25 protein-coding genes and 1 pseudogene are annotated in these 26,203 nt (G+C 72.1%); 7 read left to right on the forward strand and 19 right to left on the reverse strand.

Annotated elements, in window-relative coordinates:
* A partial coding sequence (locus IE326_RS41760) for a peptidoglycan-binding domain-containing protein (RefSeq protein WP_190044291.1) occupies positions 1–940 on the reverse strand: 940 nt, incomplete at its 3' end.
* Positions 941–1,435: 495 nt separating this feature from the next.
* On the reverse strand, positions 1,436–2,593 hold the full coding sequence (locus tag IE326_RS33795) for a peptidoglycan-binding domain-containing protein (RefSeq protein ID WP_308440362.1): 1,158 nt from the start codon (positions 2,591–2,593) through the stop codon (positions 1,436–1,438).
* 120 nt (positions 2,594–2,713) lie between these two features.
* Here IE326_RS33795 and IE326_RS42090 point away from each other — a divergent pair, with 120 nt between their 5' ends.
* Positions 2,714–4,525, forward strand: a complete 1,812-nt coding sequence (locus tag IE326_RS42090; protein ID WP_506417384.1) for a peptidoglycan-binding protein — start codon at positions 2,714–2,716, stop codon at positions 4,523–4,525.
* Positions 4,526–5,186: 661 nt separating this feature from the next.
* Here IE326_RS42090 and IE326_RS33805 read toward each other — a convergent pair.
* The 4 genes from IE326_RS33805 to IE326_RS33820 all read right to left on the reverse strand — a co-directional run bounded on the left by IE326_RS33805 (position 5,187) and on the right by IE326_RS33820 (position 7,943).
* Positions 5,187–5,405 (reverse strand): hypothetical protein, encoded by a 219-nt coding sequence (locus IE326_RS33805; RefSeq protein WP_190042298.1) that lies wholly within the window; start codon positions 5,403–5,405, stop codon positions 5,187–5,189.
* 291 nt (positions 5,406–5,696) lie between these two features.
* A complete protein-coding gene (locus IE326_RS33810) occupies positions 5,697–6,215 on the reverse strand; it encodes a HEAT repeat domain-containing protein (RefSeq protein ID WP_190042299.1) in 519 nt (172 codons plus the stop codon).
* Positions 6,216–6,824: 609 nt separating this feature from the next.
* Positions 6,825–7,316, reverse strand: a complete 492-nt coding sequence (locus tag IE326_RS33815; protein ID WP_190042300.1) for a hypothetical protein — start codon at positions 7,314–7,316, stop codon at positions 6,825–6,827.
* 372 nt (positions 7,317–7,688) lie between these two features.
* Positions 7,689–7,943 carry a hypothetical protein gene (locus IE326_RS33820; protein ID WP_190043535.1) on the reverse strand — a complete coding sequence of 85 codons (255 nt, stop codon included), beginning with the start codon at positions 7,941–7,943 and terminating at the stop codon, positions 7,689–7,691.
* An 87-nt stretch (positions 7,944–8,030) separates the two neighbouring features.
* Between IE326_RS33820 and IE326_RS33825 the strand changes: the two genes are divergently transcribed.
* Both IE326_RS33825 and IE326_RS33830 read left to right on the forward strand, forming a co-directional pair.
* The gene (locus IE326_RS33825; protein WP_190044293.1) at positions 8,031–8,678 is read left to right on the forward strand and encodes a Type 1 glutamine amidotransferase-like domain-containing protein; all 648 of its coding nucleotides are present in this window, start codon (positions 8,031–8,033) and stop codon (positions 8,676–8,678) included.
* A 54-nt stretch (positions 8,679–8,732) separates the two neighbouring features.
* Positions 8,733–9,020, forward strand: a complete 288-nt coding sequence (locus IE326_RS33830) for a hypothetical protein (protein ID WP_190044294.1) — start codon at positions 8,733–8,735, stop codon at positions 9,018–9,020.
* Between the two features lie 106 nt (positions 9,021–9,126).
* Here the strand turns inward: IE326_RS33830 and IE326_RS33835 are convergent, their stop codons facing one another.
* From IE326_RS33835 to IE326_RS41640, 3 genes are all read right to left on the reverse strand, one after another.
* The gene (locus IE326_RS33835) at positions 9,127–9,894 is read right to left on the reverse strand and encodes a hypothetical protein (protein ID WP_190044295.1); all 768 of its coding nucleotides are present in this window, start codon (positions 9,892–9,894) and stop codon (positions 9,127–9,129) included.
* Between the two features lie 63 nt (positions 9,895–9,957).
* Complete coding sequence (locus IE326_RS33840) at positions 9,958–10,200, reverse strand: hypothetical protein (protein ID WP_190044296.1); 243 nt, start codon at positions 10,198–10,200, stop codon at positions 9,958–9,960.
* A 783-nt stretch (positions 10,201–10,983) separates the two neighbouring features.
* Positions 10,984–11,109: a hypothetical protein gene (locus tag IE326_RS41640; protein ID WP_268983056.1), complete on the reverse strand. Its 126-nt coding sequence runs from the start codon at positions 11,107–11,109 to the stop codon at positions 10,984–10,986.
* A 223-nt stretch (positions 11,110–11,332) separates the two neighbouring features.
* Here IE326_RS41640 and IE326_RS33845 point away from each other — a divergent pair, with 223 nt between their 5' ends.
* A complete protein-coding gene (locus IE326_RS33845; protein ID WP_190044297.1) occupies positions 11,333–12,955 on the forward strand; it encodes a tetratricopeptide repeat protein in 1,623 nt (540 codons plus the stop codon).
* A gap of 45 nt (positions 12,956–13,000) precedes the next feature.
* Here IE326_RS33845 and IE326_RS33850 read toward each other — a convergent pair whose 3' ends face one another.
* Complete coding sequence (locus IE326_RS33850; RefSeq protein ID WP_190044298.1) at positions 13,001–13,510, reverse strand: hypothetical protein; 510 nt, start codon at positions 13,508–13,510, stop codon at positions 13,001–13,003.
* Positions 13,507–13,725 (reverse strand): ParA family protein, encoded by a 219-nt coding sequence (locus tag IE326_RS33855; protein ID WP_190044299.1) that lies wholly within the window; start codon positions 13,723–13,725, stop codon positions 13,507–13,509. Before IE326_RS33855 ends, IE326_RS33850 begins: the two co-directional genes overlap by 4 nt.
* Before the next feature lie 912 nt (positions 13,726–14,637).
* Here IE326_RS33855 and IE326_RS33860 point away from each other — a divergent pair.
* On the forward strand, positions 14,638–15,003 hold the full coding sequence (locus tag IE326_RS33860; RefSeq protein WP_190044300.1) for a hypothetical protein: 366 nt from the start codon (positions 14,638–14,640) through the stop codon (positions 15,001–15,003).
* Between the two features lie 47 nt (positions 15,004–15,050).
* Here the strand turns inward: IE326_RS33860 and IE326_RS33865 are convergent, their stop codons facing one another.
* From IE326_RS33865 to IE326_RS33880, 4 genes are all read right to left on the reverse strand, one after another.
* A complete protein-coding gene (locus tag IE326_RS33865; protein ID WP_229915794.1) occupies positions 15,051–16,226 on the reverse strand; it encodes a macrolide family glycosyltransferase in 1,176 nt (391 codons plus the stop codon).
* Between the two features lie 409 nt (positions 16,227–16,635).
* The gene (locus IE326_RS33870; protein WP_190044302.1) at positions 16,636–17,529 is read right to left on the reverse strand and encodes a phosphatase PAP2 family protein; all 894 of its coding nucleotides are present in this window, start codon (positions 17,527–17,529) and stop codon (positions 16,636–16,638) included.
* A gap of 38 nt (positions 17,530–17,567) precedes the next feature.
* Positions 17,568–18,527, reverse strand: coding sequence for a hypothetical protein (locus IE326_RS33875; protein WP_190044303.1), 960 nt, complete (start codon positions 18,525–18,527; stop codon positions 17,568–17,570).
* Entirely contained in the window at positions 18,524–18,865 is a 342-nt protein-coding gene (locus IE326_RS33880) for a PadR family transcriptional regulator (RefSeq protein ID WP_190044304.1), read from the reverse strand. Before IE326_RS33880 ends, IE326_RS33875 begins: the two co-directional genes overlap by 4 nt.
* A 68-nt stretch (positions 18,866–18,933) precedes the next feature.
* Here IE326_RS33880 and IE326_RS41940 point away from each other — a divergent pair.
* Together IE326_RS41940 and IE326_RS33885 are read left to right on the forward strand one after the other, a co-directional pair.
* Positions 18,934–19,083: pseudogene (locus tag IE326_RS41940) on the forward strand (IS5/IS1182 family transposase); the annotation flags it as partial.
* Between the two features lie 584 nt (positions 19,084–19,667).
* A complete protein-coding gene (locus IE326_RS33885) occupies positions 19,668–19,937 on the forward strand; it encodes a GlsB/YeaQ/YmgE family stress response membrane protein (RefSeq protein WP_150226157.1) in 270 nt (89 codons plus the stop codon).
* Positions 19,938–21,051: 1,114 nt separating this feature from the next.
* Here the strand turns inward: IE326_RS33885 and IE326_RS33890 are convergent.
* From IE326_RS33890 to IE326_RS33910, 4 genes are all read right to left on the reverse strand, one after another.
* On the reverse strand, positions 21,052–21,792 hold the full coding sequence (locus tag IE326_RS33890) for a VOC family protein (protein ID WP_190044305.1): 741 nt from the start codon (positions 21,790–21,792) through the stop codon (positions 21,052–21,054).
* A gap of 1,997 nt (positions 21,793–23,789) precedes the next feature.
* Positions 23,790–24,239 carry an ATP-binding protein gene (locus IE326_RS33900; protein WP_190044307.1) on the reverse strand — a complete coding sequence of 150 codons (450 nt, stop codon included), beginning with the start codon at positions 24,237–24,239 and terminating at the stop codon, positions 23,790–23,792.
* 219 nt (positions 24,240–24,458) lie between these two features.
* Complete coding sequence (locus IE326_RS33905) at positions 24,459–24,878, reverse strand: STAS domain-containing protein (RefSeq protein WP_190044308.1); 420 nt, start codon at positions 24,876–24,878, stop codon at positions 24,459–24,461.
* Positions 24,879–25,189: 311 nt separating this feature from the next.
* Positions 25,190–25,345 carry a hypothetical protein gene (locus IE326_RS33910; RefSeq protein ID WP_190044309.1) on the reverse strand — a complete coding sequence of 52 codons (156 nt, stop codon included), beginning with the start codon at positions 25,343–25,345 and terminating at the stop codon, positions 25,190–25,192.
* Positions 25,346–26,203: the final 858 nt, after the last annotated feature.

A 26,203-nucleotide genomic window follows, 5' to 3' on the forward strand; every position in this document is an offset into this window, starting at 1 on the left:
CCCAGCGGGTGGAGTCGTCGCGGCCGGGGGTGTCCTTGCCCTGGCCTCCGGTGCGGGTCATCTCGCTGTGGATGAACAGCTCGGTGCGCTTGACCGGCTTGTGGCCGGGCTTGGGCTTGCAGGTCTTGTCGGCGAGCTGGATGGCGTAGCCCTTGATGACGGAGCCGTTCCAGGTCGTGGAGTGGGTGGTGATCGGGTAGGTGCCGTTGGGCAGCCATCCGCGGGCCTTGGCGCATTCGTCGGTGCTGCCCAGGCCGGAGCCGGCGCGGTAGCTGTCGATCTCCTTGCCGTCGCGCAGGAGGATGAGCCGGGAGTTGGTGGGGTTGGCGGGGTTCTTCTTGAAGCGGAGGGAGTAGCCGCGGGGGGCGGGCTTGGTGCCGGGGGTGGTGGCCGAGGGGCCGGTGATCAGGGCGGTCCAGGTCTTGGGGCCGGCGACGCCGTCGTTCTTGAGACCGGCCCGGGTCTGGAAGGCGCGGACTGCGTTGTAGGTCTTGGTGCCGTAGATGCCGTCGGGGTGGAGGCCGAGCTGGACCTGGACGGCCTTGACCGCGGGGCCGCGGCTGCCGGTGCGCAGGGTGAGGGCGGTCAGCTTGGCCCAGGTCTTCGGCCCGACAGTCCCGTCGGCCTTCAGGCCGGCGCGCTTCTGGAACTTCGCGACCGCGGCCGCGGTGTTCCTGCCGAAGACCTTGTCGGTCTTCACCGTGTGACCGTGGGCGGCGAGCAGGTGCTGGACGGTCAGGACGTCGTTGCCCCTGGCGCCGGTCTTCAGCACCGGCCACGCGGCGGCCTTCAGGGGGGTCGCGTGGGAGCCGGTGCGGGCCGTCGGCTTCGTCGAGGCGTTGGCCTGGTCGCCGGTGGCGTTCACGGCGCCGAGCGCGCCGCCGGCGAGAAGGACGCCGGCGAGGGCCTGGAGCAGAAGGTTCCTGGTGTTCTTGCGCATGGGGTGTGTCCTCATTCGTGTGGTGGGGGCCTGGCCGCGGGCTGCGGAGGCGGGGCGGGCCGCAGGCTGGGCGGCGCCGGTGAGGTGAAGAGTTCGCGTGCCGGCGTTCCTTCGGAAGCCCGGCTCGCGTTCCGCGCGTTCCGGCCGTTCCGGTGTGCCTGGTGGCGTGTGCCGCAGGCCGTTGAGCTGGTGAAACGGCGATCAGCTGGAACAGCGGTACGCGGCGCAGAAAGGCGAAGGCCGCGTGCGTCCGGATGAGAGGCGGGGCGGCCAGCCAGATCCTGCTGGACCGCGGACCGGGGACGGCGAACCGCGGGCCACCGGCGGGCCGGGGCGGCGGACGGCGGACGGCGGACGGCGGACGGCGGACGGCGGACGGCGGACGGCGGACGGCGGACGGCGGACGGCGGACGGCGGGAAACGCCGACCGCCCCCGGCAGGTGCTGCCGGGGGCGGTCGGGGCGGGGGTGGGGTGGGGTCAGTTGACGTAGAGGGTCAGGTTGTTGGGCCAGCGGGCCTGGTCGAGGCGCTTGAAGAGGTCCTTGATGTCGGTGGGGGTGAGCTTGATGCAGCCGAGGGACTTGTAGTCGTTGGTGTTCTCCCAGCGGTTCGGCGTCGTCGCGACCCGGGTTGTCCTTGCCCTGGGTGCCGTAGCGGGTCATCTCGCTGTGGATGAACAGGCCGGTCCGCGTGACGCGCTTCTGCTTGGTGCCGGCCTTCGGGCGGCAGGGCTTGCTGGGGAGCTGGATGGCGTAGCCGTCGATGGCGTCGGCGTCGCGGTTGGTGAAGTGCGCCTGGACCCGGTAGGTGCCGCTGGGCAGCCAGCCGGCGTCCGAGGCGCACTCGTCCTTGTTCTTGCCGGAGCCGGCGCGCCAGGACTTGAGGGTCTTGCCGTCGCGGACGAGGGAGAGCTTGGAGTAGCTGGGGTGCTTCCAGTTCTTCTTGAAGTGCAGGGAGTAGCCGCGGGGGGCGGGCTTGGCGGAGGAGCCGGTGACCAGGGCGTCCCCACGTCCTGGTGTCGACGGTGCCGGTGCCGGCCAGGTTCTTCCTGGTCTGGAACTTCGCGACGGCGGTGGTGGTGTTCGGGCCGTAGATGCCGTCGGGGTGGATGCCGAGCTGGACCTGGACGGCCCTGACCGCGGGACCGCGGCTACCGGTGCGCAGGGTGAGGGCGGTCAGCTTGACCCAGGTCTTCGGCCCGACCGTTCCGTCGGCCTTCAGGCCGGCGCGCTTCTGGAACTTCGCGACCGCGGCCGCGGTGTTCCTGCCGTAGGCGCCGTCGGCCTTCACCGCGTGTCCGCGGGCGGCGAGCAGGTACTGGACGGTCCTCACGTCCGTACCGCGGGAGCCGGTCTTCAGCACCGGCCACACGCCCCGGAAGCCTCCCGGTGCGCCGGGAGTGCCGTAGGCGCCGCCGCGCGGCTGGGCAGAGGCGTTGGCTTCATCCCCGCCGGCGTTGACCGCGCCGAGCGCGCCGCCGGCGAGCAGGACGCCGGCGAGGGCCTGGAGGAGGAGGTTCCTGACGTTCTTGCGCATCTTCATCCCTCGATCGCGTGACCCACGTTCCCGCTGGTGCGGGGCGGCGTGGGAGCGGTGTCGCCACCCTGGAGGGCGGCGCTGACGAGGTGAAGGTTCAAGGGCCCGGCGTTCCATCGGTAGCCTGATCCACTGTTCCAGTCGTTCCGTGTGTTCCAGCCGTTCCGTTTGGCCGTTGAGCTGCGGAAACAAGGGAAATTGGAACGCCGGTTTCCATGATCGTGTCGAGGGGGACGCGTGCAGTCCGAGGACGAGGGGCGCCGAAACGGGAATCTCCCGGAGGTCGAGGCCCTACGGGCCGAGCTGGTACGGATCAAGGAAAAGAAGAAGCTCTCCCTGGACGCGCTCGCCCATGACAGCGAGATCTCTCGGTCGACCTGGAACCGGGTGCTGAAGGGCGAGTCGTTCCCACCCCGCAAGGACATCGAACGCCTCAGCAGGCGGCCCTCGGTGAAGGCACCGCACCTGGTGGGGTTGTGGGAGGCCGCCGACGCGGCCATCAAGCAGGCCAAGGCCGCCGGCGCCGCGCCGGGCGGCGGGTCTGCGAGTGCGGATGATGCCGGTGCGGTCTTTGCGGCAGCGTCCGGTGCGGCCCCTGCCGGGGGCACGCCGGACCATGTCCCCGCTCCCGTTTCCGCGGAGGAGGCCGGGAGCGCGACCGGCGCCGGGGATCAGGCCGAGGCGCAGGCCACCTCCCTGGCACTCCAGGAAGCGTCCTCCGCGGACGCGCTCCCGGCCACGGGCACAGGCGCGGACGCGGGCACGAACGCGGGCACGAACGCGGGCACAGGCATGGGCGCGGATGCGGACGGGGACGGTGGGGTGCCGGGGACGGCCGGCGGCGTCCGGGTGGGCACTCCGGCCGGGGCGGACACCGTCCCGGCACCGGCGGGCAACCCCGCCAAGACCGGAGGTGAAGCCGGGGCCGGGGGCGCCGGGCCGAGCGGTACGGCTCCCAGGGGCGAGGCACCCGAGCCCGCCGGGCGGGTCCTCCCGGCAGCCGCCGGGGTGGCCGCGGCCGGGGGAGCGGCCGGGTCTGCGCCGGCCGCTGCGGACGCGAGTACGAAGACCGGCTCTGGCAGGCCGGCGCCGGGCGCCTCCTCGCCGGGCTCAGCCGCGGACACCACAGCGGCTGCCGGACAGGCCGCGGCGGATGGGGAACGGAAAACGACCGGGCCCGGTCCGGACGCGGCCGGCACCGAACTCGGAGTCGTCCGACCGATCCCAGCACCGGCATCGGCGCCGGCCGTGAAGACCGGCCGGGCGGCCAAGCTGCTGATCGCCCTCCTCGCGCTCACGGTGGTGCTCCTCATCGGCCGCTGGGCCGCCATGCCCGACGGCGACACGAACAACACCGCGACGCCCGGTGCGCAGGGCGAGACCCTGCCCACCGACACCGGGAACACCGGCGAGAACAGCGAGAGCAGCGGGAACCCGGACACCGGGAACACCGGCGAGAACAGCACCGGCGAGAACACGGAAGACGAAAACGCCGGCGGCAGCACAAAGAGCGGCGGACAAGACGCTCCGGAAGGAGACGGCCCGGCAGCAGGAGGAAGCGACAACAAGCCGCAGGACGCCTCCGACAGCCCCCTCGGCGACGACTCCCCCGCACCCGACACCCCGGCCGGCGGCGGCAAGACCACCCCCCGGCCCGGCCCCGCACCCCAGGACGAGAACCCCGCCACCACCCCACCGGCCGCCACCACCCCGCCGGCGGAAACCCGGACAACCGCTCCGGCACCCACCACCCCGGCCCCGACCACAGCCGCCCCGCTCGGCGAGGAAGGGCGCACCGCGTGCGCCCACTACCGGCCCAACCGCCGCGTCATCCTCGCCGAGGGCATGGTCGGCACCAACGTCGCCCAGGTCCAGTGCCTCCTCAACCACAACTACGGCTACTCCCTGGACGAAGACGGCGTCTTCGGCCCCGCGACCACCGCCGGCGTGAAAGCGATCCAGCGCTGCTCCGGCATCACCGCCGACGGCAAAGTCGGACCCGACACCTGGAAATACCTCGACTACCCCAAACCCGCCTGCACCCCCTGACCCGGGCGGGCCAGCAGCGTCTTCTCGGGCCGCCCAGAGACGTACAGGCGCCCCGGACGCCGATGGGGCGACCGGGGCGCCTGTCAGGACGAGCCCCCGGAAGCCGAGAAACGCACACGGCAGCGGGGCATTCTCGAATCTGAGAATGCCCCGCTGCCGTGTACGGACGACCCGGCGGTACTGCCCCCCGGGGGGGGTGTGCCATGGGCACCAGGCCTCACCCGCACACGCCATACCGGCACGGGCTGCACCCGACCCCACCGGCGGCCGGGCGTAGGGCCGAGAGGGGCGGCGGGTGCGGTACCGGGATCCGCAGGACCGTCCCCGAGCGGGCGCGGAGGACAAGCTGGGCGACGACGGCGAGGAAGACCAGGCGCAGGGCCGGGCCGCCGAGGAGACCGGGCCGGGACCCCGGTTACCGGTTACCGGTTACGGGTTACGGGTTACCGGTTACGGGTTACCGGTTCGGTACTGCCCGGACACCGCCCTGAACAGCACGGACCGGCGCTCCCGGCGGCCTGTAACCGGTAACCGGCAACCGCGGTGGCGGGCGGTTGGGGGCTGGGGGGTGGGACGGCCCGGCGGTACTGCCCCCGGGGGGTGTGCCCTGGGCGCCGGGCCTCACCCGCGCACGCCATATCGGCACGGGCTGCGCCCGACCCTACCCGGGCGTGGCGGGGGCGGTGCCGGGGTCGGCGGGCCCGTCCCCGAGCGGGCTGCGGCCGGCGCGCGGCGCGGGCGGGGTGGTGGTGTCGGGGGTGGCGGTCCACTCTCCCGCGGCAGCGAGGCCGGCGGCCGTGCGCGCCCACGGGTCGCGCACGGGGCGGTCGGGGACGTCGGGACCGGGACCGAGAGGACGACGGTGCGGTGCGGTGCTCACCCCGCACAGTCTCCCCCGCCCCTGACGGGACGCCGGCACTTCCTGGTGACTGGGCTGGCTTTGTACACAAGAACGGAAGTCGCCTGTCGACGGCTTCGGGAGTCACCGCGTGGGCCGGTTCCTTGATCAATGTCGATGAGTTTGGGAGTCACTCCCGGCCCGGCGGGTGGTTTGTGCGACACCCCGTGAGTGGTTGAGGTACGGGAAATCCTGGCGAGATTGATCTTGGTCGGAACGGCTGGCCAAGGAAACGCGGCCGGGCGTTCTGGGTGAGCGGCTACGACTCCGCGGTCAGAGTTCGCCGCGGCGTGCGAGCTGCTTCAGCGCATTCTCACGGATGATCTCGTTCTCGTCGTCGCGCAGGGCTTCGAGGGATTCCTGGGCCTCCGGGCCGGGAATGGCGCCGAGAGCCCAGATCGCCTTCACCGCGAGCGCCCGGTTCTCGTCCCACTCCAGGTGCTCGGGAACCCAGTGGGTCGCCAGGGCCAGCGTCGGCACCGTACGGGGCGAGCGGAGGCGGCCCAGCATCCTGACGATGTCCTCGTGGTCCCTGTGCCAGTCGGCGGGGAACAACTCGGTCAACGGCTCCAGGAACTCCTCGACCGAGGCGCCGGCGGCGGCATGGAGGATCAGCGCCATCTCGACGTCGTCGGCGTCCTGGCGCTCCATGGCGTCCCGGAGCAGCCTCAGCGCCAGGGCCTCGCCGTCGGACTCGCCGAAGTGGGCGAGCACCTCGTCGAGCGTGCGCGTCGGACCATTACCCAGTCCGACCGCCAGGCCCATGATCAGTTCCTGCTCCTCGGGGGTCATCGCTTGACCACCTCCCATGCGTTGAACGCCCTTTGACCGGACCCTAACAAGATCATTCCCGGCGGGTGCCTCCCGGACTCGTGAACATCGGCCTGACCGCCAGCAGAGCGCCTTCTGAACCCATCGACAAACGACTCCCGTTCTCGGGCTCTGGCGCAACTTCCGTGCAGTCGGGCAGATCCTCGGTCTCCGGGGCCGGCAGCTTCGGGGAACCGGCAGGTCGACGGAGAGCCCAGAGGCAGGAACGAGTCCAGCCGGCGTGGTTTCACGGAAGTTGTGCCAGAGCCCGTTCTCGCGAACAGAGCTACCGGGCCACCGCCCCGTACCGCCGGCGCCCGCCGCCCGCCCGCCGGGAGAAGGGGGAGAGAAGGACCTCTTCTGGTATCCAGAAGAGGTGTCGGCGCGGGAATCGACTGACCCACAGGCCCTGACCAGCCCGAACACGGGGGGTGGCTGAAGGGGTCCGCAACCGGTGACGCAACCTATGGCGCAACTGGTGGCGCAACCTACTGCGCAACCGGTGACGCAACCGGTGACGCAACCTCGGCGGTGTCGGCGTACAGGTGAACGTACCCAGTCAGGCACAGACGAACGTGCCCGGCTGGGCCGTCAGGCGATCCGCCGGGGAGGTAGTCCCTCTTGGGCGCGCCAATGGTCGGCGTCGTGTGGATCGGCCAGCCAGCCGGTCAGACGTTCAGCGCCAGCACGGAATGCATCGGGCAACGAAGTCGTCTCGCCGACCGCGAGCCTGAGGGCGTCGACGTCATGCGTGGCGTGATCGGTCTCGCACCAGCAAGCCACGTTCACCGCCGCGTCAACCACAAGCTGGCCCGGGCCGGTCCTCACCACCTGCAACAAGAACTCCAGCTGGTCACCCCCAGCAGCGTGCTCGATCACCACCAACCCAAGGACGATCGGCGTCCCGGGCTGCGAGTCTGCGAAGGCAGCATGCTCCAGTACCCACTCCCAATCCGCCGTGGTTCTGCCTGCACGAGCCGCATCGACCGTGCTGGCTGTCTGGTTCAAGGAGTCCACATCCGCGGGCGTCAGGAAAGGAAAGAGCGCGGCCAGAGGGACGTCGTCGAAGGCACCTCGCATCATGAGGTGATCATCCCTGTCCCCAGCTCATGCCACTGCTCTCCCGCGAAGAAGACCCACGGCTGAATGGCTGTCCACCTGGGCACGTTCATCCGTACCTGGGTGCGTACTCCGACGTGGACGCCGACACGCGGGACCCCGGGCTGTTCACGAGAACGGGAGGCACCCGCCTGCGCTTCGCGCCCCGGACAGGCAGCACGAAGCAGGGGCGGACCGGCCGGGGGTGGGGGGAGGAGTGACCCAAAGACTGACCCTCGCAGGTCACAGCGGTGCGGGTCACGGCTTGGTGAGTGCGGTGGTAAGCACGGTGGTAAGCGCGACCAAGATCATTTTTGCCCAATTGTGCAAACGGCCCGCTTCCCTTGCGGGGCTTGGTCAGGGGGCGACGTTGACGACCTGGACCTCGACCACGCGGACGGTGAACGGGGTCTCGCGGGTCTCGGTGAGGGTGCCCGAGTCACCGAGGACCGGCACCTCCCACCCGACCGTCCAGGCCGAGGTGCCCTTCCCCTTGCCGACGTCGGAGACGCGCGTGTAGCGGTGCCCGCAGTCCGGGGACATGCTCTTGCCCCGGTCGTGGGTGTAGGGGGTGCCGGGGCCCGCGCAGGTGACGGTGGTGCCGTCGCCCATGTCCCAGCGGACCGAGGTGAGCGTCGGCCCCCCGAAAACCCCGGCATCTCACCACCCGGCCGCGCACGTACTCGTTATGGTCCGTGAATGCGCCTCTACCTATCATCCTTCCGCATCGGCAACCATCCCGGCCGCTTACTCAAGCTCCTCGGGTCGAGACCCGGCCGGATCGCCGTCATCGCCAATGCCATGGACTCCGCCCCGGGCGATGTTCGCCAAGCCGGAGTCGACCGTGAAACCGATGCTCTCGCCGGGTTCGGTTTCGACCCCCAGGAGCTCGATCTGCGGAAGTTCTTCGACCGCCCCACCGACGAGGTCGAGGCTGCGCTCGACGCGTTCCCCGCCGTCTGGGTCCGCGGCGGCAACACATTCATGCTCCGTTACGCGATGGCCCGCAGCAGAGCGGATGCCGTCCTGACCTCACGGCTCCGCCAGAACACGATCGTCTACGCAGGCTACAGCGCGGGCCCCTGCGTACTGGCTCCAAGTCTTCACGGCCTGGAACTCAGCGACGACCCCAGCGACGTGACGAAGACCTGGGGTGACGAACCGATCTGGGACGGACTGGGCATACTCGACCACGCCTTCGTCCCCCACATCGACTCCCCCGGACACCCCGGGACCGAGATCTGCGAACGGGTCGCGGAGCACTACCGGACCAACGGCACCCCTCACCGCACCCTGAGCGACGGCCAAGTCCTCGTGACCGACGGCAATGAATCGGTAATCGCCTGACCCACACGGAAACTAAATGATCGTTTCAGAATGAGTTCGGGGCACACTCAGGGGATGAGCCAGCCCATCGAGTCCCCCGATTCCCTCCTGCGTGCCACCGTCGTGACGATCGCCCGCCGGACGGCGGAGGATCCGAGACAAGCCGGGGCGTTGCAGTCGGTTCTCGAACTCGTCGACAACGACGAGGCGGAGCTCGCCCTGGACCACCTCGCGCGGACCGTGGAGTACCACCGCATCCCGCTGCTGCGGGAGGAGTACGACCAGTTGGTTGCCGAGGCGGCCTGTCTGGGATCCGAAGATTCACTGTCGGAGACGGATCTCAAACAGTTCGTCATCGACTGAGCCCACACGTGCCGCGTCCCTGCAACTGTGATGCCGGGCGGCGTGACCGATGAGTGCCCCACCCGACACCGCCGCATGAGTGCCTACGAACCTCATTCTGAAACGATCAGTAAGACAAAAAGCTACCAAGATCATTCTTCTCCCATTTCGCAAGCCGCCCGCGGCGCACACCACGACGTACATGGCGGCACCCTCGCAGAACCCGCCACCGGGACCGGCCGCGTGCGCGGCCGGGGCGAGGACTGCGGCCAGGAGCACGCCCACGGCGGCTGCCCGCCTCAGCACGACGGCTGCCCGTGGGGGTGTAGATGGTGACGATCCATCCGGTCGGCCACTTCTCCAAGACGGTGGCCGCGGCGTAGCGCATCGGCTGCTCGATGGGCAGCGGGATCACCTCCTTGCGCATGGTGCTGTACGCCTCGCAGGTGGTCATGTCGACACAGCTGGTGAGCATCGCGGTCGGGATCTCGACGGCGAGGTCGAGCGAGGTCACCGTGGCGGCGGTCTGACGGGGCGCGCTGCGCACGACAGTGCCGGCCTCCCGCATGCGGGCGAGGTCGAAGCGGATCTTGCCGAGGGCGCCGGCCGTCGCGAACTTCTCCAGCGAGGTGCCCTTCAGGTCGGCCTTCGCGTACACCTTCGCCCGCTCCGCCCACATCGAGGCGAACACCTTGAGGGCGGCGGCCTTCTCGGCGGCCTGCGGATCGGCCGGCGTCGTCGCCGGGGCCGGGGTGACCGTGACGGCCGGGGCCTCGGTGGGTGTCGCCGTGGCCTTCGCGCCGGTGTCGGCGGTGCAGCCGGTGAGGGTGAGGGCGAACGCCAGGCCGCCGCCGCGGACGGCGGCGCAGGCACGTGGGTGTCGGGTCGTCAGCATCGGGGCCCCCGGGGGGTCGGTGCGAGTGGATCATCCGCGCCGTAGCGGGACGATCACCCCCGGTCACAGTCGGGCCGGAGGAGTTCGTCGCGACGTCGAGGAGGACGGCGGCGGGGGGAGGAGGAACGTGGCGATCGCGGTGCCGAGGCCGGCGATGCCGAGGAACGCGGCTCCGGCGGCCGTCACGGACGCGAGGGTGCTGGCGCCGAGGTGGGCCGTGACGATCCCCGCACCGAGGGCGGCGATGACGGCGAGGAGGACGACGATGACGACGGCGGTGATCCGGGCGGTCTGGCGGGTGGACACGGGTGAGTTCCTCTCGGGCGTGGTCTGAGCGGCACCGGTGCGGTGCCGGCGGTAGGTGAGCAGGCCCGGACGGCTAGCGTCCCGGGCCTGCGATGACTCGCTGAACGGGAACGCCCGGCAGCGGACCCGCCCGTCGGTGACAGGCGCGGTGTCGTCGGGGTCGTCGGTGAACAGCCCGACCGTGCCCTCCTGGGCGGGGCGCGGCCCAGCTCAGGGACGTCGTGGAGCCGTTCTCCAGGACGGGCAGCAGGTCGTTGGGCAGGTCGATGTCGCTCTTGTCGAGCTCGTCGATGAACAGGACGCATGGCAGTCCGTACGGCAGCAGGGCGGTGCCCAGCGGGCCAAGGACCCGGACGTGAGCGGCATGAGACTCCTCATCGCAAGAGGACGGGCCGACGCCAGGGACGACAGTCACGGGCCGGCCACCAAGCCGCACAACCCCGATCCGTCAGTACGACTTAGTTATGGGGCGGTGAAGGATCGTTTGTGACGCGGAGCCCCACCTTTTTCTAGGAAGTCGACTGCCGGGCCGTGCAGCGGTGGACGGTAGGCCGGGGATGTCCTGTACGAGCCGCCCCGCGACGGGGCCGGTCGAGCCGGAGCGCGCCGGGCCGGCGGCATGGTGCCGGGGCCGGAAGCTAGTCGCGCAAGAGGAGGTTCGTCGGCACCCCGGCCCGAACTTCGTCCCGGCAGTGGACTGCCCGGCCGGGCCGGGCAGGGGCGGACGGTAGGCCGGGGCGTCTTGTATGGCCCGCCCGGCGGCGGGGCGGTGGGGGCCGGGGGTCACTTCTGGGGCGGTTCGTTGTCGTCGCGGGCGGCCCGTCGGGCGCGGTGGAGTTCGAAAGCGGCGTTCAGGAAGACGCCGAGGAGGGTGGCGATGTCGGCGGCGAGGGAGAGTGCATCGTTCATGGTCTGTCCCTTGGGTGGGGTGGGTGGTCACTGGCTGGTGGCCGTGGGGCAGACCATGGCGGGGAGTTGGGTTGTACGGGCCGTGTGGTGCGGACATCGCAGGTAGGTTCCGGATGTACGGCCCGTTGTTCGCGACGGGCCGGACAAAGGGTGATCGTGGCCGGGGGTCGTGCGGGTGGCAGAGGCGAAGAAGAGCGGGCGCAGGTGGGCTCCGGTGCGGCCGGTGAACACGCATGCGGGGCTGCTGGCGGAGTTCCTGCGGCTGCGGATCGACGAGTCGGGCAAGACGCTGGCGGTGCTGTCGCAGCAGGTCGGGTACTCCACGAGCCAGCTCAGCACCCACCTCAGCGGGCGTGTCCCGCCGCAGCGCCTGGTCGTCGGCCTGATCGCCGCCACGGTGCCCCCGGCTTTACGTGAACGGCGGGAGGCCGAGGCCGTACGGCTGCTGCGCGACGCCCAGCACCCGCCCCGCACCCCGGCCAGACCCATCCCGCCGGTCGTACCGGTCGTACCGGTCGTACCGGGTCAGGATTCCGCCGTGAGTCTGGCTCAGGCGCAGGCGCAGCAGCTCCAGGTGTACGAGCGGCTGACGCGGGCGCTGGAACAGGAAGGGGAACTGCGGCAGGCCGCGGAGAACTCCGCCCGGCTGGTGTGGGTGCTGCTGGGCATGGTCAACACCCTCGAGGACCGGGTCCGGAAACTGACCGGCGAACGCGACCAGCTCGCGGCGAACATGGACGGTGGGGAGCTTGACGCGGCCCGCCGCCGGGTCGGGCGGGCGGAGGAGCAGAAGGCGACGGCGGAGTCAGAGCTGGCCCGGGCACGGGAGAAACAGCGCCAGGCCGAGGAACTCGCCGACCGGCTCCGCCAGGAGATCGAGGCCCTCACCGACGACCTCGACCGCCTCCGCGGCGACGGCACCTCACCCCACGACCACCTCCCCACCCGCGCCACCCCCTCAACGGGGCCGGGTGACCAACGGGATGCGGAGGCCGACGACATCGACGCCGCCCTCGCCCGCGCGACCGCGGTCAACGACCAGGACGCCGACACCATCGACCGCATCAGCACCGAACTCACCGGCACCCCCGCCCCGGTCCCGGAAGCACCGCTGCTTGTTCCGGACAACCCTCTGACCAGCCCGGACACGGCGAACAAATCCGCCGCCCGGCTGAAGGAAGAAGCCGAAGCGGCCGCCGAACGCGAAGACGCTCCCGAAGCAGCGCGGCTGTACGGCACACTCGCGGCGGTCTCGACCGCCTACTTCGGCTCCGACCACCGGAACGTCCTCCTCATCCGTGGCAACCACGCGTACTGGGTCGACGAGGCCGGCGACCCGGCCGGCGCACGCGATCTGTTCGCCACCCTCATCACCGACTGCACCCGCATCCTCGGCCCCGACCACCCCGACACCTTGATCAGCCGGCACAACCACGCGTCCTCTACGGGAAAAGCGGGGGACCCGGCCCGCGCACGTGACCTGCACACCGGCCTCATCAAAGACCGCACCCGGGTCCTCGACGCTGACCACCCCGATACCCTGATCAGCCGGCATGAGCACGCCTACTTCACGGGAAAGGCGGGTGACCCGGGCCGCGCACGCGACCTGCACGCCGGCATCATCGAAGCCCGCACCCGCGCCCTCGGACCCCACCACCCCCACACCCTGACCAGTCGACACGAGCACGCGTACTGCACGGGAAAGGCGGGTGACCCGACCCGCGCACGCGACCTGCACGCCGGCATCCTCAAAGACCGCACCCGCGCCCTCGGACCCCACCACGAAGACACTCTGCACAGCCACCGGCAGTTCGATTACTGGACGAGGGAAGCCGCCGGGGCGTAGCCGAGGCGTCGGGCGGTGGTGGTGATGGCGGCGGCGGTGAGCTTCTTACCGCCGGCCTGGACTTCGGTGATGACCTCGGCCGCCTTGTCTTCGCCGCCGTCGAGCGCGAGGAGCGGGGCGAGTGCCTTGGCCTGGGAGACGTTCGGCGGGGTGTAGAAAATTCAGGATCGCGAGCGGGGTGCCTTTCTCGATGGTCCAGCGGACCTTCGCGGCGCGGACGCTGCGGCCCGCGCGGGCGTCGGCCGCATGGAGCGCGGCCTCGACCTGGGCGAGGCGTTCGGCGGGGGTGCCGGTGAGGGCGGCGGGGTCGAGGGGAGTGGGGGCGAAGGGGTCGGGGACGACGTCGCCGGCCGCGAGGGCGGCCTCCTGGGCGGCGCGAGCGACCTGGTCCCCGACCGCCACGCCGTCCGGGAGGATCGATGCGGCGGCCTGGGCGGACAGCTCGGTCTGCTGCGGGTCCTGCGGCTCGGTGAAGGTGGGCTGGAGCGGCAGGTTCATCGGGGCGGCGGTCTGGCCGTTTCGGCGGCTGCGGCGGCGGTTGGAGGGCTGGCTCACGGGGCGGGCACCGCCTTCAGGAACGACTGGGCGAGGAGCTCGTACATGGCGCGGGGCTCGGCGACGCGGCCGTCGGTGAGCGGCAGGGCGTCGGTGTTCGCTTCGGCGAGGGTGGTGCGGACCTTGATGGCCGGCTCCCACACCAGGTCACCGAAGATCTCCCGGATGGAGTCGCGCTGCTCGGCCTGGAGGGCGGTGGGCGCGAGCGCGCTCACGACGACCCCGCGGACGGTCAGGGTGGGGTTGGCGAGGTCCTTCGGGGCGCGCTGGACACGAACTCGCAGACGCGCTCGGGGAGCCGGGCCACCAGGCGCCGGGGGACGGGGTGGTGGTGCCGGGTCAGGTCCACCCCGAGCCGCCCTCGGCCTGGGCGGGCGCGGCGGCGGGTACGGCGGCCGGGGACGACGGGGCGCGCCGGCGGCGGTGGGCCGGACGGCGCTGGCCACTGGGGCGTGAAACGCCGGAGGGCGGCACCCCGGGGCGGGGGTGTCGCCCTTCTCGGTGCGCGGAGGCAGAGCGTGTGGGGGCCTGCGAGTTGTCCAGGACAGGCGGGGCGTAGCCGCCGTCGAGCAGGGTCTGAGCGTCGGCGCACAGGTCGCTGGCGGCGCTCTGTCCGAGCGCGAAGCGCTCCTGGATGCCGGCGCGAGCGGGACGGTCTTGACGTCGATCTCGGCGGCGGAGGGACGGCCGGGTGCGAGGCTGTCAGGAGCCGGGCGGCGCGGCGTATGTCGCGGTCACAGGGGCTCGAACGGATGAAGTCCCCTGGAGCGTCGGCCCCCGCGGCACGACGTTGCGCAGCGTCGGCCGCCAACAGCTCCGCGTTCGCCTGTCCCTCCTCGCCACGGCGGACGTCGGCGTCGGATGGGGCGACGGGCGGTCTCCGCAGGCCATGGGCATCGTTTCGACGGCACTGTGTGTCGCTCGCTTCGTTTTCCTCCGGAGGGAGCGCCGGGGGTAGGGACGAAGCGGAAGCTCCTGTCCGGAAAAAGCTGCCGTGCGGAAGCGGGTCCGTCCGCACCCTCCACACGATTGGTTGAACCTGCAAGAATTTTGTTCTGGATGCATCCGACCGGACGGACACGGCAACGCCTGCCCGGCTTCGCCCACACACGGAAAGACGAGGCCACATGGTCCCTTCCCGAGCGAGGAAGCGCGGTGCCGCCGTTGCCACGGTCATGACGGCGGCTCTGATCGGCATCGGCGTCGGTGCGGGAACGGCGCACGCCGCCGGCTGGCCGCCATTGCAGCGGGGCGGTCACCTCTACGGCGGGACGAACGGAACGGGCGCGGTGACGGAGGCCGACCTCGGTGACTTCGGCACGTGTCACACGCCGGCGGATCCGGTCTCCTCGGCCCAGATCGTCTCGGGCTCCGCATCGCTGGTGCTCTACCCCCAGGCCGGGTGCGGCGGTTCCTGGGCGTGGGCCAGCGGTTCGCTGGCCCAGAGCAACCTGCCCGGGCAGGCGCTGAGCTACCGCGTGGTCACGCCGTAGCCGGATCGCCGGCCCCGCACGGGACGGGGCCGGGGCCGGCGGCCGGGTCAGGGCAGCAGGGCCTCGATGAGGTCGGCCGCGTGCGCGGTGCCGCCCTCGGCGCGGGTGGTGGCGCTCAGGCGGGCCGAGCGGCGGGCGACCTCCGGGTCGCCGGTGAGGTCGAGCAGGGCCGTCCTGAGGGTTCCGGCCGTGGCCTCGGCGGTGTCGATGCGGTGGGCGACGCCCAGTTCCACGAGCCGGTCGGCGTTCATGAACTGGTCGACGCCCTGGGGCACGGCGATCATCGGGACGCCCGCCCGGAGTCCTTCGCCGCAGCCGCCCATCCCCGCGTGGGTGACGAAGGCGTCCGCGTGCTCCAGGATCGCACGCTGCGGGACCCAGGGATGGACCTCCACATTGGCCGGGATCACGCCGAGTTCCTCCGGGTCGGTGTGCCTGCCGATCTGGAGGACGACGTGCCAGCCGGGGAGGTTTCCGTACGCCGCCAGGCACTGGCGGTAGAACTCCGGCTGACGGGTGTACGCCGAGCCCAGGGAGACCAGCAGGACGTTCTCCGCTCCGGCGGGGCGGGTCCAGTCGCCCGCCTCTGTGCGCGGGTCGAAGCAGGGGCCGACGAAGGTCACCCTGTCGGTGTCGACCCGGTCGGCGTGCGGCTGCATCGCGCTGGGGATCAGGGCCAGACAGCGCGGCGGGCGTCCGGAGAAGGCGTCCACGTCGGTGGTGGTCGCCCCGCAGGTGGCGAGCCACCGCGCGAACTTCTCCCGGTGGGCGTCGGCGCCCGGCAGGGCGCGCAGGTGGACTCCGATCTCCTCCTCGTAGCCCTCCCAGGCCACGAACGTCGGGGACAGCTGGACGAGGGGCCGGCCCTGCTCCTCGGCGAGGGCGCGGGCGGCGTAGGCCCCGATGTCGTACAGGTACAGGTCCGCCGGGTCGTCCCGGTAGGCGGTGCGCAGTCGGGGCAGCGCCTGGACGGCGTCGTCGAGGAAGAGGTCCATCGCGGCGACGGGGTCCTCGGGCCAGTCGTTGTCGGCGACCGGCAGGACGGAGGCGCAGGGGACGAGTTCGGCGCCGGTCCCGGTGATCAGGGCGGCGACCGCGGGGTCGTTGGCGTAGGTGACGCGGTGGCCGCGGGCGACCAGTTCGCGGATGACGTCGAGGCTGGGGCGGATGTGGCTGATGGCGGGGATTCCGGCCATCGCGATATGGGCACGGCGACGTGGCATGGGTGTTCACTCGCTTCAGGTCTCGGTCTGGAGGACGGGCAGGCCCGTGCGCCGCCCCCGCCGAGGGTCTCGGTCGCGGGGGCGCGGGCGGGCGTGGAGGGGAGGCGGGGGCCGCTTCCCTGCCGTGTCGTCAGCCGTAGATCTGCTGCATGAAGAACATGGCCGTGACCGTACCCCACTGCCGGGGAGGCCCACGAACGGTTTTCTCCGGCGGGACCGGGCGGGGTGAGGACGGTGGGACGGGGTGAGGGGGACGGGGCGGGGTGAGGATGGCGGGGCAGGTGTGCCCTGAGACGCCGGGATCCCGTCCGGCCCGGTCGGACGGGTCGGACGGGTCGGACGGGTCGGCCCGGTCGGCCCGGTCGGACGGGATCCCGTGGGCGTTTTGCCGGGGAGGGTGCGGGTGGGCTCAGGGGCCGTCGGCCGGGCGGGGGCGCGGGGCGTGCCGGGTCGCCGTGAAGTGGAGCAGGGCCGCGCTCAGGAAGCCCGCCGCCGCGAACGTCAGCGACTGTGCGAGGGAGTCGTCGCGGGCCCCGGCGAGAAGCGCACCGATCGCCGCGAGGGCCAGGGCGACGGCGGGCAGGGCGCGGGGGTGCGCGGGGGCCGGTTCGCCGGTCGGGGGCAGCAGGCGGGTGGCGAGGGCGTAGCAGGCGCAGGCCAGGAGGGCGGAGCCGAGGACGTCACTGGGCCGGTGGTGATAGGTGGCCTGGACGGCGGCGGCGGTGACGGCGAACCACAGGGTGCCGGCCGTGAGGACGTAGGGGCGCAGCCGCGGGGAGGAGACGAGGGCGGTGCCGAGGGCCAGTGCGGCGGGCACGGCGGCGTGTCCGCTGGGGAAGCTCGCCTCGGTGAGCAGGTCGCTCGCGCCCACCAGGTCGGGGCGGGGCAGGAGCGTGCGGGTGACCTCCTTGGCGCCGATCGTGGCCACGACGACCCCGAGCGCCGCGCACCCCTGCCACCAGCACCGCCGGATCGCGGTGACGGCGGCGATGAGCGCGAGGCCCGCGAGCAGGGTGGGCACGGCGCTGTGTTCGAGGGGCGGCAGGGCCGTGGAGCCGTAGGCCGCGCCCGAGAGGTCGTGGATCCAGGCGGGTCCGGCGCCGGCGTCGCCGTCGAGCAGGGCGTTCTCCGCCCGCTGTCCGAAGGGGGTGCAGACCGCGAGGAGGTAGAGCGCCAGGAACGCCAGGAGGTGGAGCGGGGCCGGGAGCCACGACCGGACCGCCGGAGCCGTCCGGGGTGCCGGGGCCGTCCGGGGTGCCGGGGCGGTGGGCCCGGTCGGGGTCAGGAGGTCTTTCCGGGGCATCGTTCTTCTCTGTCTGCGGGAGGGGCGGGGCGGCTGGCTCAGCCGAGGAGGGCGCGGTCCTGGCGGCGCTGGGCGGCGATGGCCAGGGCCGGGAGGGGGGCGACGAGGAGCAGGAGGACGACCAGGTCCGGCAGGGACCTCATGAATCCGTCCGGCTGGACGACGATCGCCTGGACGCGGACGAACGCGAACGCCGCGACGGGGATCAGCCAGCGGTGGTCGCCGGTGGCCGCCGTCGCCGCCCACGCGGTGAGCAGTCCGGCGATCTCCAGGAGGAACATGCCGCGCTGGAAGGCTGGGCTGACGGCGATGACGTGCAGGCCGCCGGCGACGAAGAGGGCGAGCAGGAGGGGGAACAGCCAGCGGTAGGAGCGGCGGCGCAGGCGGCCGGGGCGGTAGAGGGCCAGTACGGCGCAGGCGGCGCACAGGGTCGCGGACAGGACCAGGTCGCGGGCCGTGATCGGGGCGCCGAGCCCGTAGTAGCCGAGGCCGGCCTTGCCCTCGTCGCCGAAGAGCGTGCCGTGGGGGAAGGAAGCGCCCGCGTAGATCATCGTCGCCGCGGCGGGCAGGGCGACCCACGCCTTGCCGCGCAGCAGTGCGAGGAGGCAGACCAGCGGGAGCAGCCCGTAGGGCAGCAGCCTGGTCCTGCCTCCCTCACCCTGGGCCCAGGGGTACCAGCCGGAGAAGCGGAAGGCGATGGCGTGCGGGCCGGGGTCGACGCGCAGGGCCCAGTGCCAGACGTCCTGGAGGTAGGGGACCAGGGCCAGGGCGGCGAGGACGAGGGCGGCCAGGTGGATGCCGTCCAGCCACCAGGGCCGGGCCGTCTCGTCGACGACGGCCCGCGCGCGGGCCTGCACCCCGGCGCGCGTCAGGGCGGCGACCTCTCGGGCCGGGGGCCAGGAGCGGCCGGGGTATGCCTCGGAGAGGCAGGCCAGCAGTTCGTCTCCCTGCCGGGCGCGGTGTTCCTTGGGGTAGGCGGCGAGCAGCAGGCGGTTCACGCGGGGGCCACCCCGGTGTCCCGGGTGCGGCCGAGGACGACGGCCGCCGCCTGCCGCATGCGCAGCGCCTCCCGGTCGAGGGCGGCGGTGCCCTCCTCGGTGAGCAGGTAGTAGCGGCGTGCCCGTCCGTCGACGATCTCCTCCGCTCCGGGGGCGACGAGGCCGGCGCGTTCCAGCCGTTCCAGCGCGCCGTAGAGGGTGCCGACGGCGATGCGGAGCCGGCCGCCGGTGGCCTGCTCGGCGGCCTTGATGATGCCGTAGCCGTGCAGGGGGCCGTCCAGGAGCGCGGCGAGGATGAAGTACTGCGGTTCCGTCAGGGACGGGTTCGATCGCGTCATGGAGCGAGCATATATCGACGTACGAAGTATATTTTCCGGACGGGTGTCTCGGAGGGGATGACATGACCGACACCCGCCTGCTTGTCGTGGCCGGCCGTCCGCTCGCCGGGAACCGCAACGACTGCACGGCGCGGGAGGAATCCGGTGCCGAAGCCGCCGCAGGCAAGACCTGCACGATCGAGGCCAGACGTCCGCCCGCGTACGGACCGACCCCGCCCGCACCCGGGCAGCCTCCGCCCGGCCCTGCCCGTCGGCCGCGACCTCCTCCGCCACCGCCCTCCCGGCACCCCCGAGGACGCCGAAGGCGGGGACGACGGCCGCACGGTCGCCGCGCACGAGCACGGGCAGGCCACACGGGCACGACCTGCCCGGGCGCGGCCCGATCCGGAGCAACTCGACCCGGAACAGCCCGACCGGACGCGGCGAAGATCACGGCGGTGAAGCCAGACCAGTCGGAGCCGGCCCGGCCTCCCCGCTCACCGGGAACACCGACCCACAACCGGCATACGCCAAAACGCCGACCCATCCCCCGATCACAGAGAGCAGCCGCCCCACATCCCACACCCGACCAACCGGAGAACCGGAGAACCGGATAAATCCATCCCCCGGACCGAGCGGAGAACAGACCTCGGCGGTGGGATGCACCCGCCTGGGAGGCGGGGGTGAAGGAGGTCAGGGCGGTGACGACTGCCCTTCCCATCGGTTTGCACGCAGACGACAGGGAATGAGGGGTTTGAAAGCTCTCCGATCGCGCAGACGCTACGTTGACGCAGCCTTTATATGAGCAGGTAGGAGACGCATCATGGGCATTATCGCGTGGATTCTCATCGGTCTGATCGCCGGTTTCATCGCCAAGGCGATCATGCCGGGCAAGGACCCCGGCGGTGTCATCATCACCATCCTGATCGGCATCGCCGGCGGCCTGCTGGGCGGCTTCCTGGGCAAGGTCATATTCGGCGTGGACTCCATCGACGGCTTCTTCGAGATCTCCACCTGGATCGCGGCCATCATCGGCTCCGTCATCCTGCTCGCCCTCTACCGCCTCGTCACCGGCAACCGACGCCACGCCTGACGGCTCCCCGGCCCGCACGAAACGGCTCCCCCTCTTCCGAGGGCGGAGCCGTTCGCCGTACCCGGGCTTGCTCTCCGAGCACAACGGAGCGACCGGACCGCCACCCCGCCCTGCTTCGGGGACACCACACGAAGAACGGTGTCCGCCCGCGCCCACAAGCCCTCACCTCCGAGCGCGGCCTGCCCGGCCGTTCGTCCGGATCCTGTCTGCCCCAGGTGCGGGGGCCGGAAGGGCAAGCGCCGCCGAGCCGTACGCTTCGGTCGTGGCCGATGTCTCCCTTGCCTCCAGGCAGCGGCTGACCACTTCTGCCCCTCCCTCCGGCAAGACGGAGCAGCGAACCGTGACAGAGAGTTCGTTACAGCAGCCGCACCAGACCGCATGGCCAGCCACGACCGGCGAGCCCACACCGGACTGCACGCCCTCGGCATCGCTCTCAGCAACGCACCCGGCCGATACAGCCGCTGCATCGCAACGATCGATCGGCTCCTCGCCGCCGCTCCAGTCCCGATCCGAACCTGGACCCCGCGCGACATGGACACCGCCCTGTACCGGCTCAGCCACCCCACCAGAACCAGCGCGTAGCGGTGCTCGGCGAACCTGATCGACGCACCCGGAATGCCACCGCGCCTGGCCCATACTCGCGAGAGCGGGAGCGGCCGACGTGCGGGATCACCGTGCGCTCGACCCGGGGGAACTCCGCGCGGGCGCGGCGGCCTTGACTGAGGGGGCGTCTCCCTCAGGCGCGGAACGTGTTCGTGCCGGGGGCGGCCTTGCTTCCTTGGTCGATGTTCCTGAGGCTGCGGAAGCACTGGTGGGACTGCTGCCGGGCGTCGAGGACACGGCGGGCGGCGGCTCTCTTGCAAAATCGAGAAGGGCATGACGGGAGCGAAGAGAGCCCGGTGCGGGAAGGGTGGGAGCTGCCCTCGCCCGGGAAGGCCCGGGCGAGGGCCGGTTGACGGCCGGTTGATGGCCGGGAATGCGCCTGGAACGTGAGCCGCGCGTACGCGGTCCTGGAGGTGTCTCTCTCGCTCCATCACGCCGTCCACCCCCGTACGGGGCCATGGCCCCATAAGCGCACCAGCGTCGCGCGTCGGGGTGTCGTCAGGGCTCCGCGTCAGGACGGGGCGAGGACGCAGAATTCGTGGCCCTCCGGGTCGGTCAGGCATGTCCACGGGACGTCGCCCTGGCCGAGGTCGAGGTCGGTGGCGCCGAGGGCCCGCAGCCGGGCGACGTCCGCCGCCCTGTCGTCACCGGGGTACGGCAGCAGGTCGAGATGAACGCGGTCCGGCACGGTCTTCACGTCGGGTGTGCGGAGGAATTCGAGGTAGGGGCCGGCGCCTTTGGAGGAGCGCAACACCGTCTGATCGTCGCTCGCCTCGTGCAGGGTCCAGTCGATCGCCTCGCCCCAGAACCGGGCCATGGCCCGTGGGTCCGCGCAGTCGACCACCACCGCGGCGATCGGCCCGGTGTCCCGGTAGATCTGGCGAGGTTCCAGCACGCAGAACTCGTTGCCCTCGGGGTCGGCGAGGACCGTCCACGGCACCTCTCCCTGGCCCACGTCGGCGGGCGTCGCACCGAGAGCCCTCAGGCGCGCGACCAGTTCCGCCTGATGGGCCGCGGAGGTGGTGGCGAGATCGAGGTGTACACGGTTCTTCGCCGGTGTCCCGGGTTCGGGGACGGGGACGACGTCGATGCCGACGAAGACCGGGTCCGGCCAGACGAGGCCGCCGGGAGGTCCGACGTAGACGGTCACGCCGGGGCTGTAGGCACTCCAGCCGAGCGCCTCCGCCCAGAACCCGCCGACCGCCGAGGGATCAAGAGCCTTGATGTTCACCATGACAGGTCGCAGCGCCATGCCGACGATCCTATGCGCCCGCCCCGCACCGGCATCTGCGCCGTCGCTGAACAGAGGGCGGCTCGCTCATGAGCCGCCACGGCCGACCGGCCGACGAAGGCTCAGCCTCGCCGAGGGGACTTCTCACTCGTCAGGTGAAGCACTCAGTCACACCAGAACTCTCTGGGCGGGGTGGTCCAGGTCGCTCCACGGCTCGAACTCGGCCCGCTCGATGCCGGTGAGCTCGGTGTCGAGGCCGTGGGTGCGGGTGCCGCCCTGGCGGAGGCAGGTCTCGCCGAGGGCGTCGGCGGTGCCTGCTGGGGCCGGCGGTCGGTGGCGCCGGTGGCCTGGGGATCGAGGATGGGGGCGGCCGACACGGGGGCTCCTCGGCGCCGGCGGTGGACTCCCCCCCCTGTCTTAGCACTCGGATCAGACTCACTGCTCCCCCGAAGGCCCAGGAGGAACGCCCCCGTGGGACCTGGAGGGGCGGAGGCTGCCCCTGCTCGTCGAGGAGCCTGCAGGGCATTCTCGGGCCGGAGACCCGCGGAGGCCCTGCTCGCCGATCTCCCGCCCCCAGCAGCGGCCGCCTCCGCACCGGGCGAGGCCAGGGGCCCGGCCGAACGGCACGCAGGGCCGGAGGGCGGACGGAGTGCGGCGTCGCGGGAAAACGGGAGCGACCCTCGCCCGGGGATGCCGGGCGAGGGCCGGTTGATGGCCGGGAAGCGCGCAGCCGGGGGGATGGTCCGCGCGTACCCGGTCCTGGAGGTGTCCACTTCGCTCCGTCGCACCGCCTACCCCGACCGGCCGCGCACACACCCGCCGTCTCCACCGGTTTCTCCCGAGCGCCGGGCGAAGGGGCGGGGGCCGTGTCCCAGGGGTCCGTCGCCTGCCGGCGGGCAGCAGCCGGCCGGGGTACGCCGATGCCCTCACAGCCGGGGGCCACAGCCGCTGGGACGGGGAGGAGCAGGTCACGGTCCCGGACAACGTGTGCACGGTGTCCGTGGAGGCGTTCGGGGCCTCCTGAGGAGGAGGCCGGTACGGCGTACCGGGCGGCCGGGGGCGAGGGTGTCGGCGACGTTCGGCGTGACACCGGGAGAAGTCCTCACGGTGGACGTGGGCGGCGCCGGGCACTCCGGGAACGACGGCGACCCGGCACGTGCGCAGGGTGGCTACAACGGGGGCGGGCGGAGCGGCGCCCACATCGCGGACGGCCAGTTCTCCGGTATCGCCGCCGGGGGCGGCGGAGGCCGCACCACGATCAGCACGGGGACGACACCTGTCGTCGTGGCGGGTGGAGGCGGTGGGGGCGGCGCGTCGTTCTTCGCCACCGGCATCGGCGGAGGCGACGGGGGCGAGGACGGCGACCCGGGCACCGGGCTCCCGGGCGACGACGAAGGCCGGCCCGGCGGCCAGGGCGGCGTCAACGCGCCCTACACCGATCCCAACGGCGAGAGCCGCCGGGGCGGCCGGAGGAGCGGGCGGGAACAGCATCCTCGACCCCCACGGGCGCGGGCGGCGGCGGAGGCGCGGGCGCTACGGGCGACGATGGCGGAGGCTCCGGCAGCGGCCCCGCGAACGACGGTTACGGCACGCCCGACCGCGCAGCCCACGCCACCTGACCGAAGCCCCCGCACACCTGCCCACGGCGCGCAGAGGACGCGGCAGAACGGCCCACGTCTCTGAGCGCCGAACAACGGCTGCGCGGCCGGGCCGGGGCCGTCTGCCCCGGACGGACGGGGGCCGCGGGGCGGACGGCCCCCGAAGCAGCCACCGTCGAGCAGGGCGGGGCGATCGGTACCGCCCCGGCGTTCCTGCCGCTGCAGGGGGCGGCGGGCAGAGGAAACGACAGCGGTCTCCGCCCGGGCATCCGGGCGGAGACCGCTGTCCGACCGGTCAGCGCGCAGCCGGGGGGATGGTGCGCGCAGACCCGGTCCAAGAGGGGTTCCACTCCGCTCTGCGGCGGCTTCTACCCCAGCGCGCCGCGCACACACCCGAAGAAGCCGGTGGGATGGCGGGGTCTACGCGGGGTCGTCCTCCAGCAGGATCGTCGTGGTGATCCTCTTGCCCACCGGTTCGCGGTGGATGGCGAAGCTCTGCCCGAGGGCCATCACGATCTCCAGGCCGTGCCGACCGATGCGGGACGGGTCGGGTGCGAGGAGCGTGGGCGGGGTCGGGTCGCTGTCCCAGACGGTCACGTGGACGACGGCGCCGGTGAGCTCCAGGGTGAGCAGGCAGGGGCCGGGGGCGTACTTGCGGGCGTTGGTGACCAGCTCGCTGACCACGAGCTGCACCCTGCTCATCGTGTCCGGGGACACCGGCAGGCCGTGGACGGCCTGGACGTCGGTGAGGAAGGAGCGGGCCAGGTCGCGGGCGAGGGCGATGTCCTCGCTGCCCTCGAAGACGCCGGAGACCGTGATCGTGTCCGCCATCGACAACTGGGCGTCTTCATCGGCCGTCACCTGGTGCATCTCAGTCCCCGCTTCCGTCGGTACGCACGTGCGCGGGACGTCTACCCCCGATCCTCCGCCTCACGCAGCACACGGACGAAGATGTGGGGCCTTCGTGTGACACAGCGACCGGAACAGGGGTTTCGGGGTGGAGACGCAGGGACGGGAGAAGACACCGCGCCGGGGCGGGGCCGGGCCTCTGTTCTCCCTGCGGGGGAGAGCAGACGCGTGGACGGCCGTTCAGGGGGCGTCGTCGAGAGCGATGTCGAGGGTGTGGCGGGTGCCGGTGAGGGCGAGCAGGCGCGCGACCCGCCGTGGGAGAGGGCCGAGGAGGACGTGCCGCTGCGGGCGGCTCCGGGCGCCGGTCAGCTCGTGGACGAGCGCGCAGTCGCCGAACGTCACCCCGATCAGGTCCAGCAGCACCAGCTCGACCTGCGGCGTGCGGACCGCATCGAGGACCTCGCGCAGACACGGGACCGTCTCGGCGTCGAACTCGCCGCTCAGCAGCAGGACGGCCATGGCGGGACTGTCGGCGGGGACGCAGCGCACGAGGCCGTCACTGCAGGGCGGACGCCAGACGAAGGTGCCGGCGACGAGGTCCAGGCGGATGAAGGGCCAGTCGCCCGGCGAGCCGTCGCGCAGGAACCGGCCAGAGGTCACGGGAATCCACCTCGATCCGCAGGCGGAGCCCTCCAGGAGGACGCTCCCCCGGCCTCCGCGGAATCCCGGGCGTCGAGGCCCGGTCTTGAGACGACATCGTCGGCGGCGGGAAGGGGAGGCGCCGACAGCAACCCGGATCGGTCCGGCACTCCCCACGATCCTCTCCCCCGGCCCGGAACGCCCCATGGGGGCCACCTGGTGAGACAGACACCCGGGAGGCTGGGGGTGGCCCGGGGTACTGACCCCGGAGGGTGAACCCCCTGAGCACCGGGCCTCACCCGCGCGCCATACCGGCAGGGGTGCGCCCGGTTCTACACGGCCGCGGCGGTACCGGTCCCCGGGTCGGCGGGGTCGTTCACGAACGGGCGCCGGCAGGTGCGCGGGGCGGGCGGGGCGGTGTCGGGGGTGGCGATCCACTCCCCCGCGGCGGCGAGGCCGGCAGCCGTACGGGCCCACGGGTCACGCACGGGGCGGTCGGGGACGCCAGGGCCGGGACCGGGAGGACGACGGTGTGGTGCGGTGCTCACCCGCACCAGTCTCCCCCTGCCCCTGACGGAACGTCGGCACTTCATGGTGACCGGGCCACCGCCCCGGGCCTCCGGCGCCCGCCGCCCGCCCGTCGGGAGAAGAGAAGAGAGGGACCTCTCCTGGTATCCAGAAGAGGTGTCGGCGCGGGAATCGACTGACCCACGCACTCTGATCAGTCAAAAAGCGGGGCACCGCCGTGGTGGTCCGCAACCGGTGGTGCAACCCTCGACGCAACTGGTGGCACAACCGGTGATGCAACCTCGGCGGAGGCCGGGGCTGTTCACGAGAACGGGTGGCCTCGAAGCTGCGGTTAGCGCCGGACGGGACCGCCCGTGCGAGGCCGTGCAGGCGAGGGCGGACATGGTTCTGGCGGACGAGGGGCGGCCCAGCCCAAAGGCGGGCAGAACAGTGACCCAAATACTGACCCACGCAGGTCACAGCGGTAGGGGCCACGGCTTGGTGAGTGCGGTGGTAAGCCCGGCGGTAAGCACGGCCAAGATCATTCTCACCCAATTGTGCGAACGGCCCGCTTCCCTTACGGGGCTTGGTCAGGGGGACGTTGACGACCTGGACCTTGACGACGCGAACGGGGAACGGGGTCTCGCGGGTCCGGTGAGGATGCCCGAGTCGCTGAAAGCCGGCGCCTCCCACTCGACCGTCCAGGTCGAGATGGCCTCCCCTGGTACCGCTCGTCGGGGCCGACGTCGGAAACCTGCGTGTAGCGGTGCCCGCAGTCCGGGGACATCGACTTGCCTCGGTCGGGTGTACGGACGAACGCCAGGGGCTGGCATCGGCCA

The sequence above is a fragment of the Streptomyces filamentosus genome, from assembly GCF_014654895.1.
In the GTDB taxonomy this organism is placed as follows: domain Bacteria; phylum Actinomycetota; class Actinomycetes; order Streptomycetales; family Streptomycetaceae; genus Streptomyces; species Streptomyces filamentosus.

Excerpts from the sequence above, each read along its gene's own strand:
- IE326_RS41640 (WP_268983056.1), bottom strand. The coding sequence starts at position 11,109 with ATGAACGATGCACTCTCCCTCGCCGCCGACATCGCCACCCTCCTCGGC.
- IE326_RS33890 (WP_190044305.1), bottom strand. The coding sequence starts at position 21,792 with ATGGCGCTGCGACCTGTCATGGTGAACATCAAGGCTCTTGATCCCTCG.
- IE326_RS33795 (WP_308440362.1), bottom strand. The coding sequence starts at position 2,593 with ATGGAACGCCGGGCCCTTGAACCTTCACCTCGTCAGCGCCGCCCTCCA.
- IE326_RS33885 (WP_150226157.1), top strand. The coding sequence starts at position 19,668 with ATGGGCATTATCGCGTGGATTCTCATCGGTCTGATCGCCGGTTTCATC.
- IE326_RS33880 (WP_190044304.1), bottom strand. The coding sequence starts at position 18,865 with ATGACGCGATCGAACCCGTCCCTGACGGAACCGCAGTACTTCATCCTC.
- IE326_RS33860 (WP_190044300.1), top strand. The coding sequence starts at position 14,638 with ATGGTCCCTTCCCGAGCGAGGAAGCGCGGTGCCGCCGTTGCCACGGTC.
- IE326_RS33830 (WP_190044294.1), top strand. The coding sequence starts at position 8,733 with ATGAGCCAGCCCATCGAGTCCCCCGATTCCCTCCTGCGTGCCACCGTC.
- IE326_RS33815 (WP_190042300.1), bottom strand. The coding sequence starts at position 7,316 with ATGATGCGAGGTGCCTTCGACGACGTCCCTCTGGCCGCGCTCTTTCCT.
- IE326_RS33825 (WP_190044293.1), top strand. The coding sequence starts at position 8,031 with ATGCGCCTCTACCTATCATCCTTCCGCATCGGCAACCATCCCGGCCGC.
- IE326_RS33870 (WP_190044302.1), bottom strand. The coding sequence starts at position 17,529 with ATGCCCCGGAAAGACCTCCTGACCCCGACCGGGCCCACCGCCCCGGCA.
- IE326_RS33835 (WP_190044295.1), bottom strand. The coding sequence starts at position 9,894 with ATGCTGACGACCCGACACCCACGTGCCTGCGCCGCCGTCCGCGGCGGC.
- IE326_RS33810 (WP_190042299.1), bottom strand. The coding sequence starts at position 6,215 with ATGACCCCCGAGGAGCAGGAACTGATCATGGGCCTGGCGGTCGGACTG.
- IE326_RS33865 (WP_229915794.1), bottom strand. The coding sequence starts at position 16,226 with ATGCCACGTCGCCGTGCCCATATCGCGATGGCCGGAATCCCCGCCATC.
- IE326_RS33900 (WP_190044307.1), bottom strand. The coding sequence starts at position 24,239 with ATGCACCAGGTGACGGCCGATGAAGACGCCCAGTTGTCGATGGCGGAC.
- IE326_RS33820 (WP_190043535.1), bottom strand. The coding sequence starts at position 7,943 with ATGGGCGACGGCACCACCGTCACCTGCGCGGGCCCCGGCACCCCCTAC.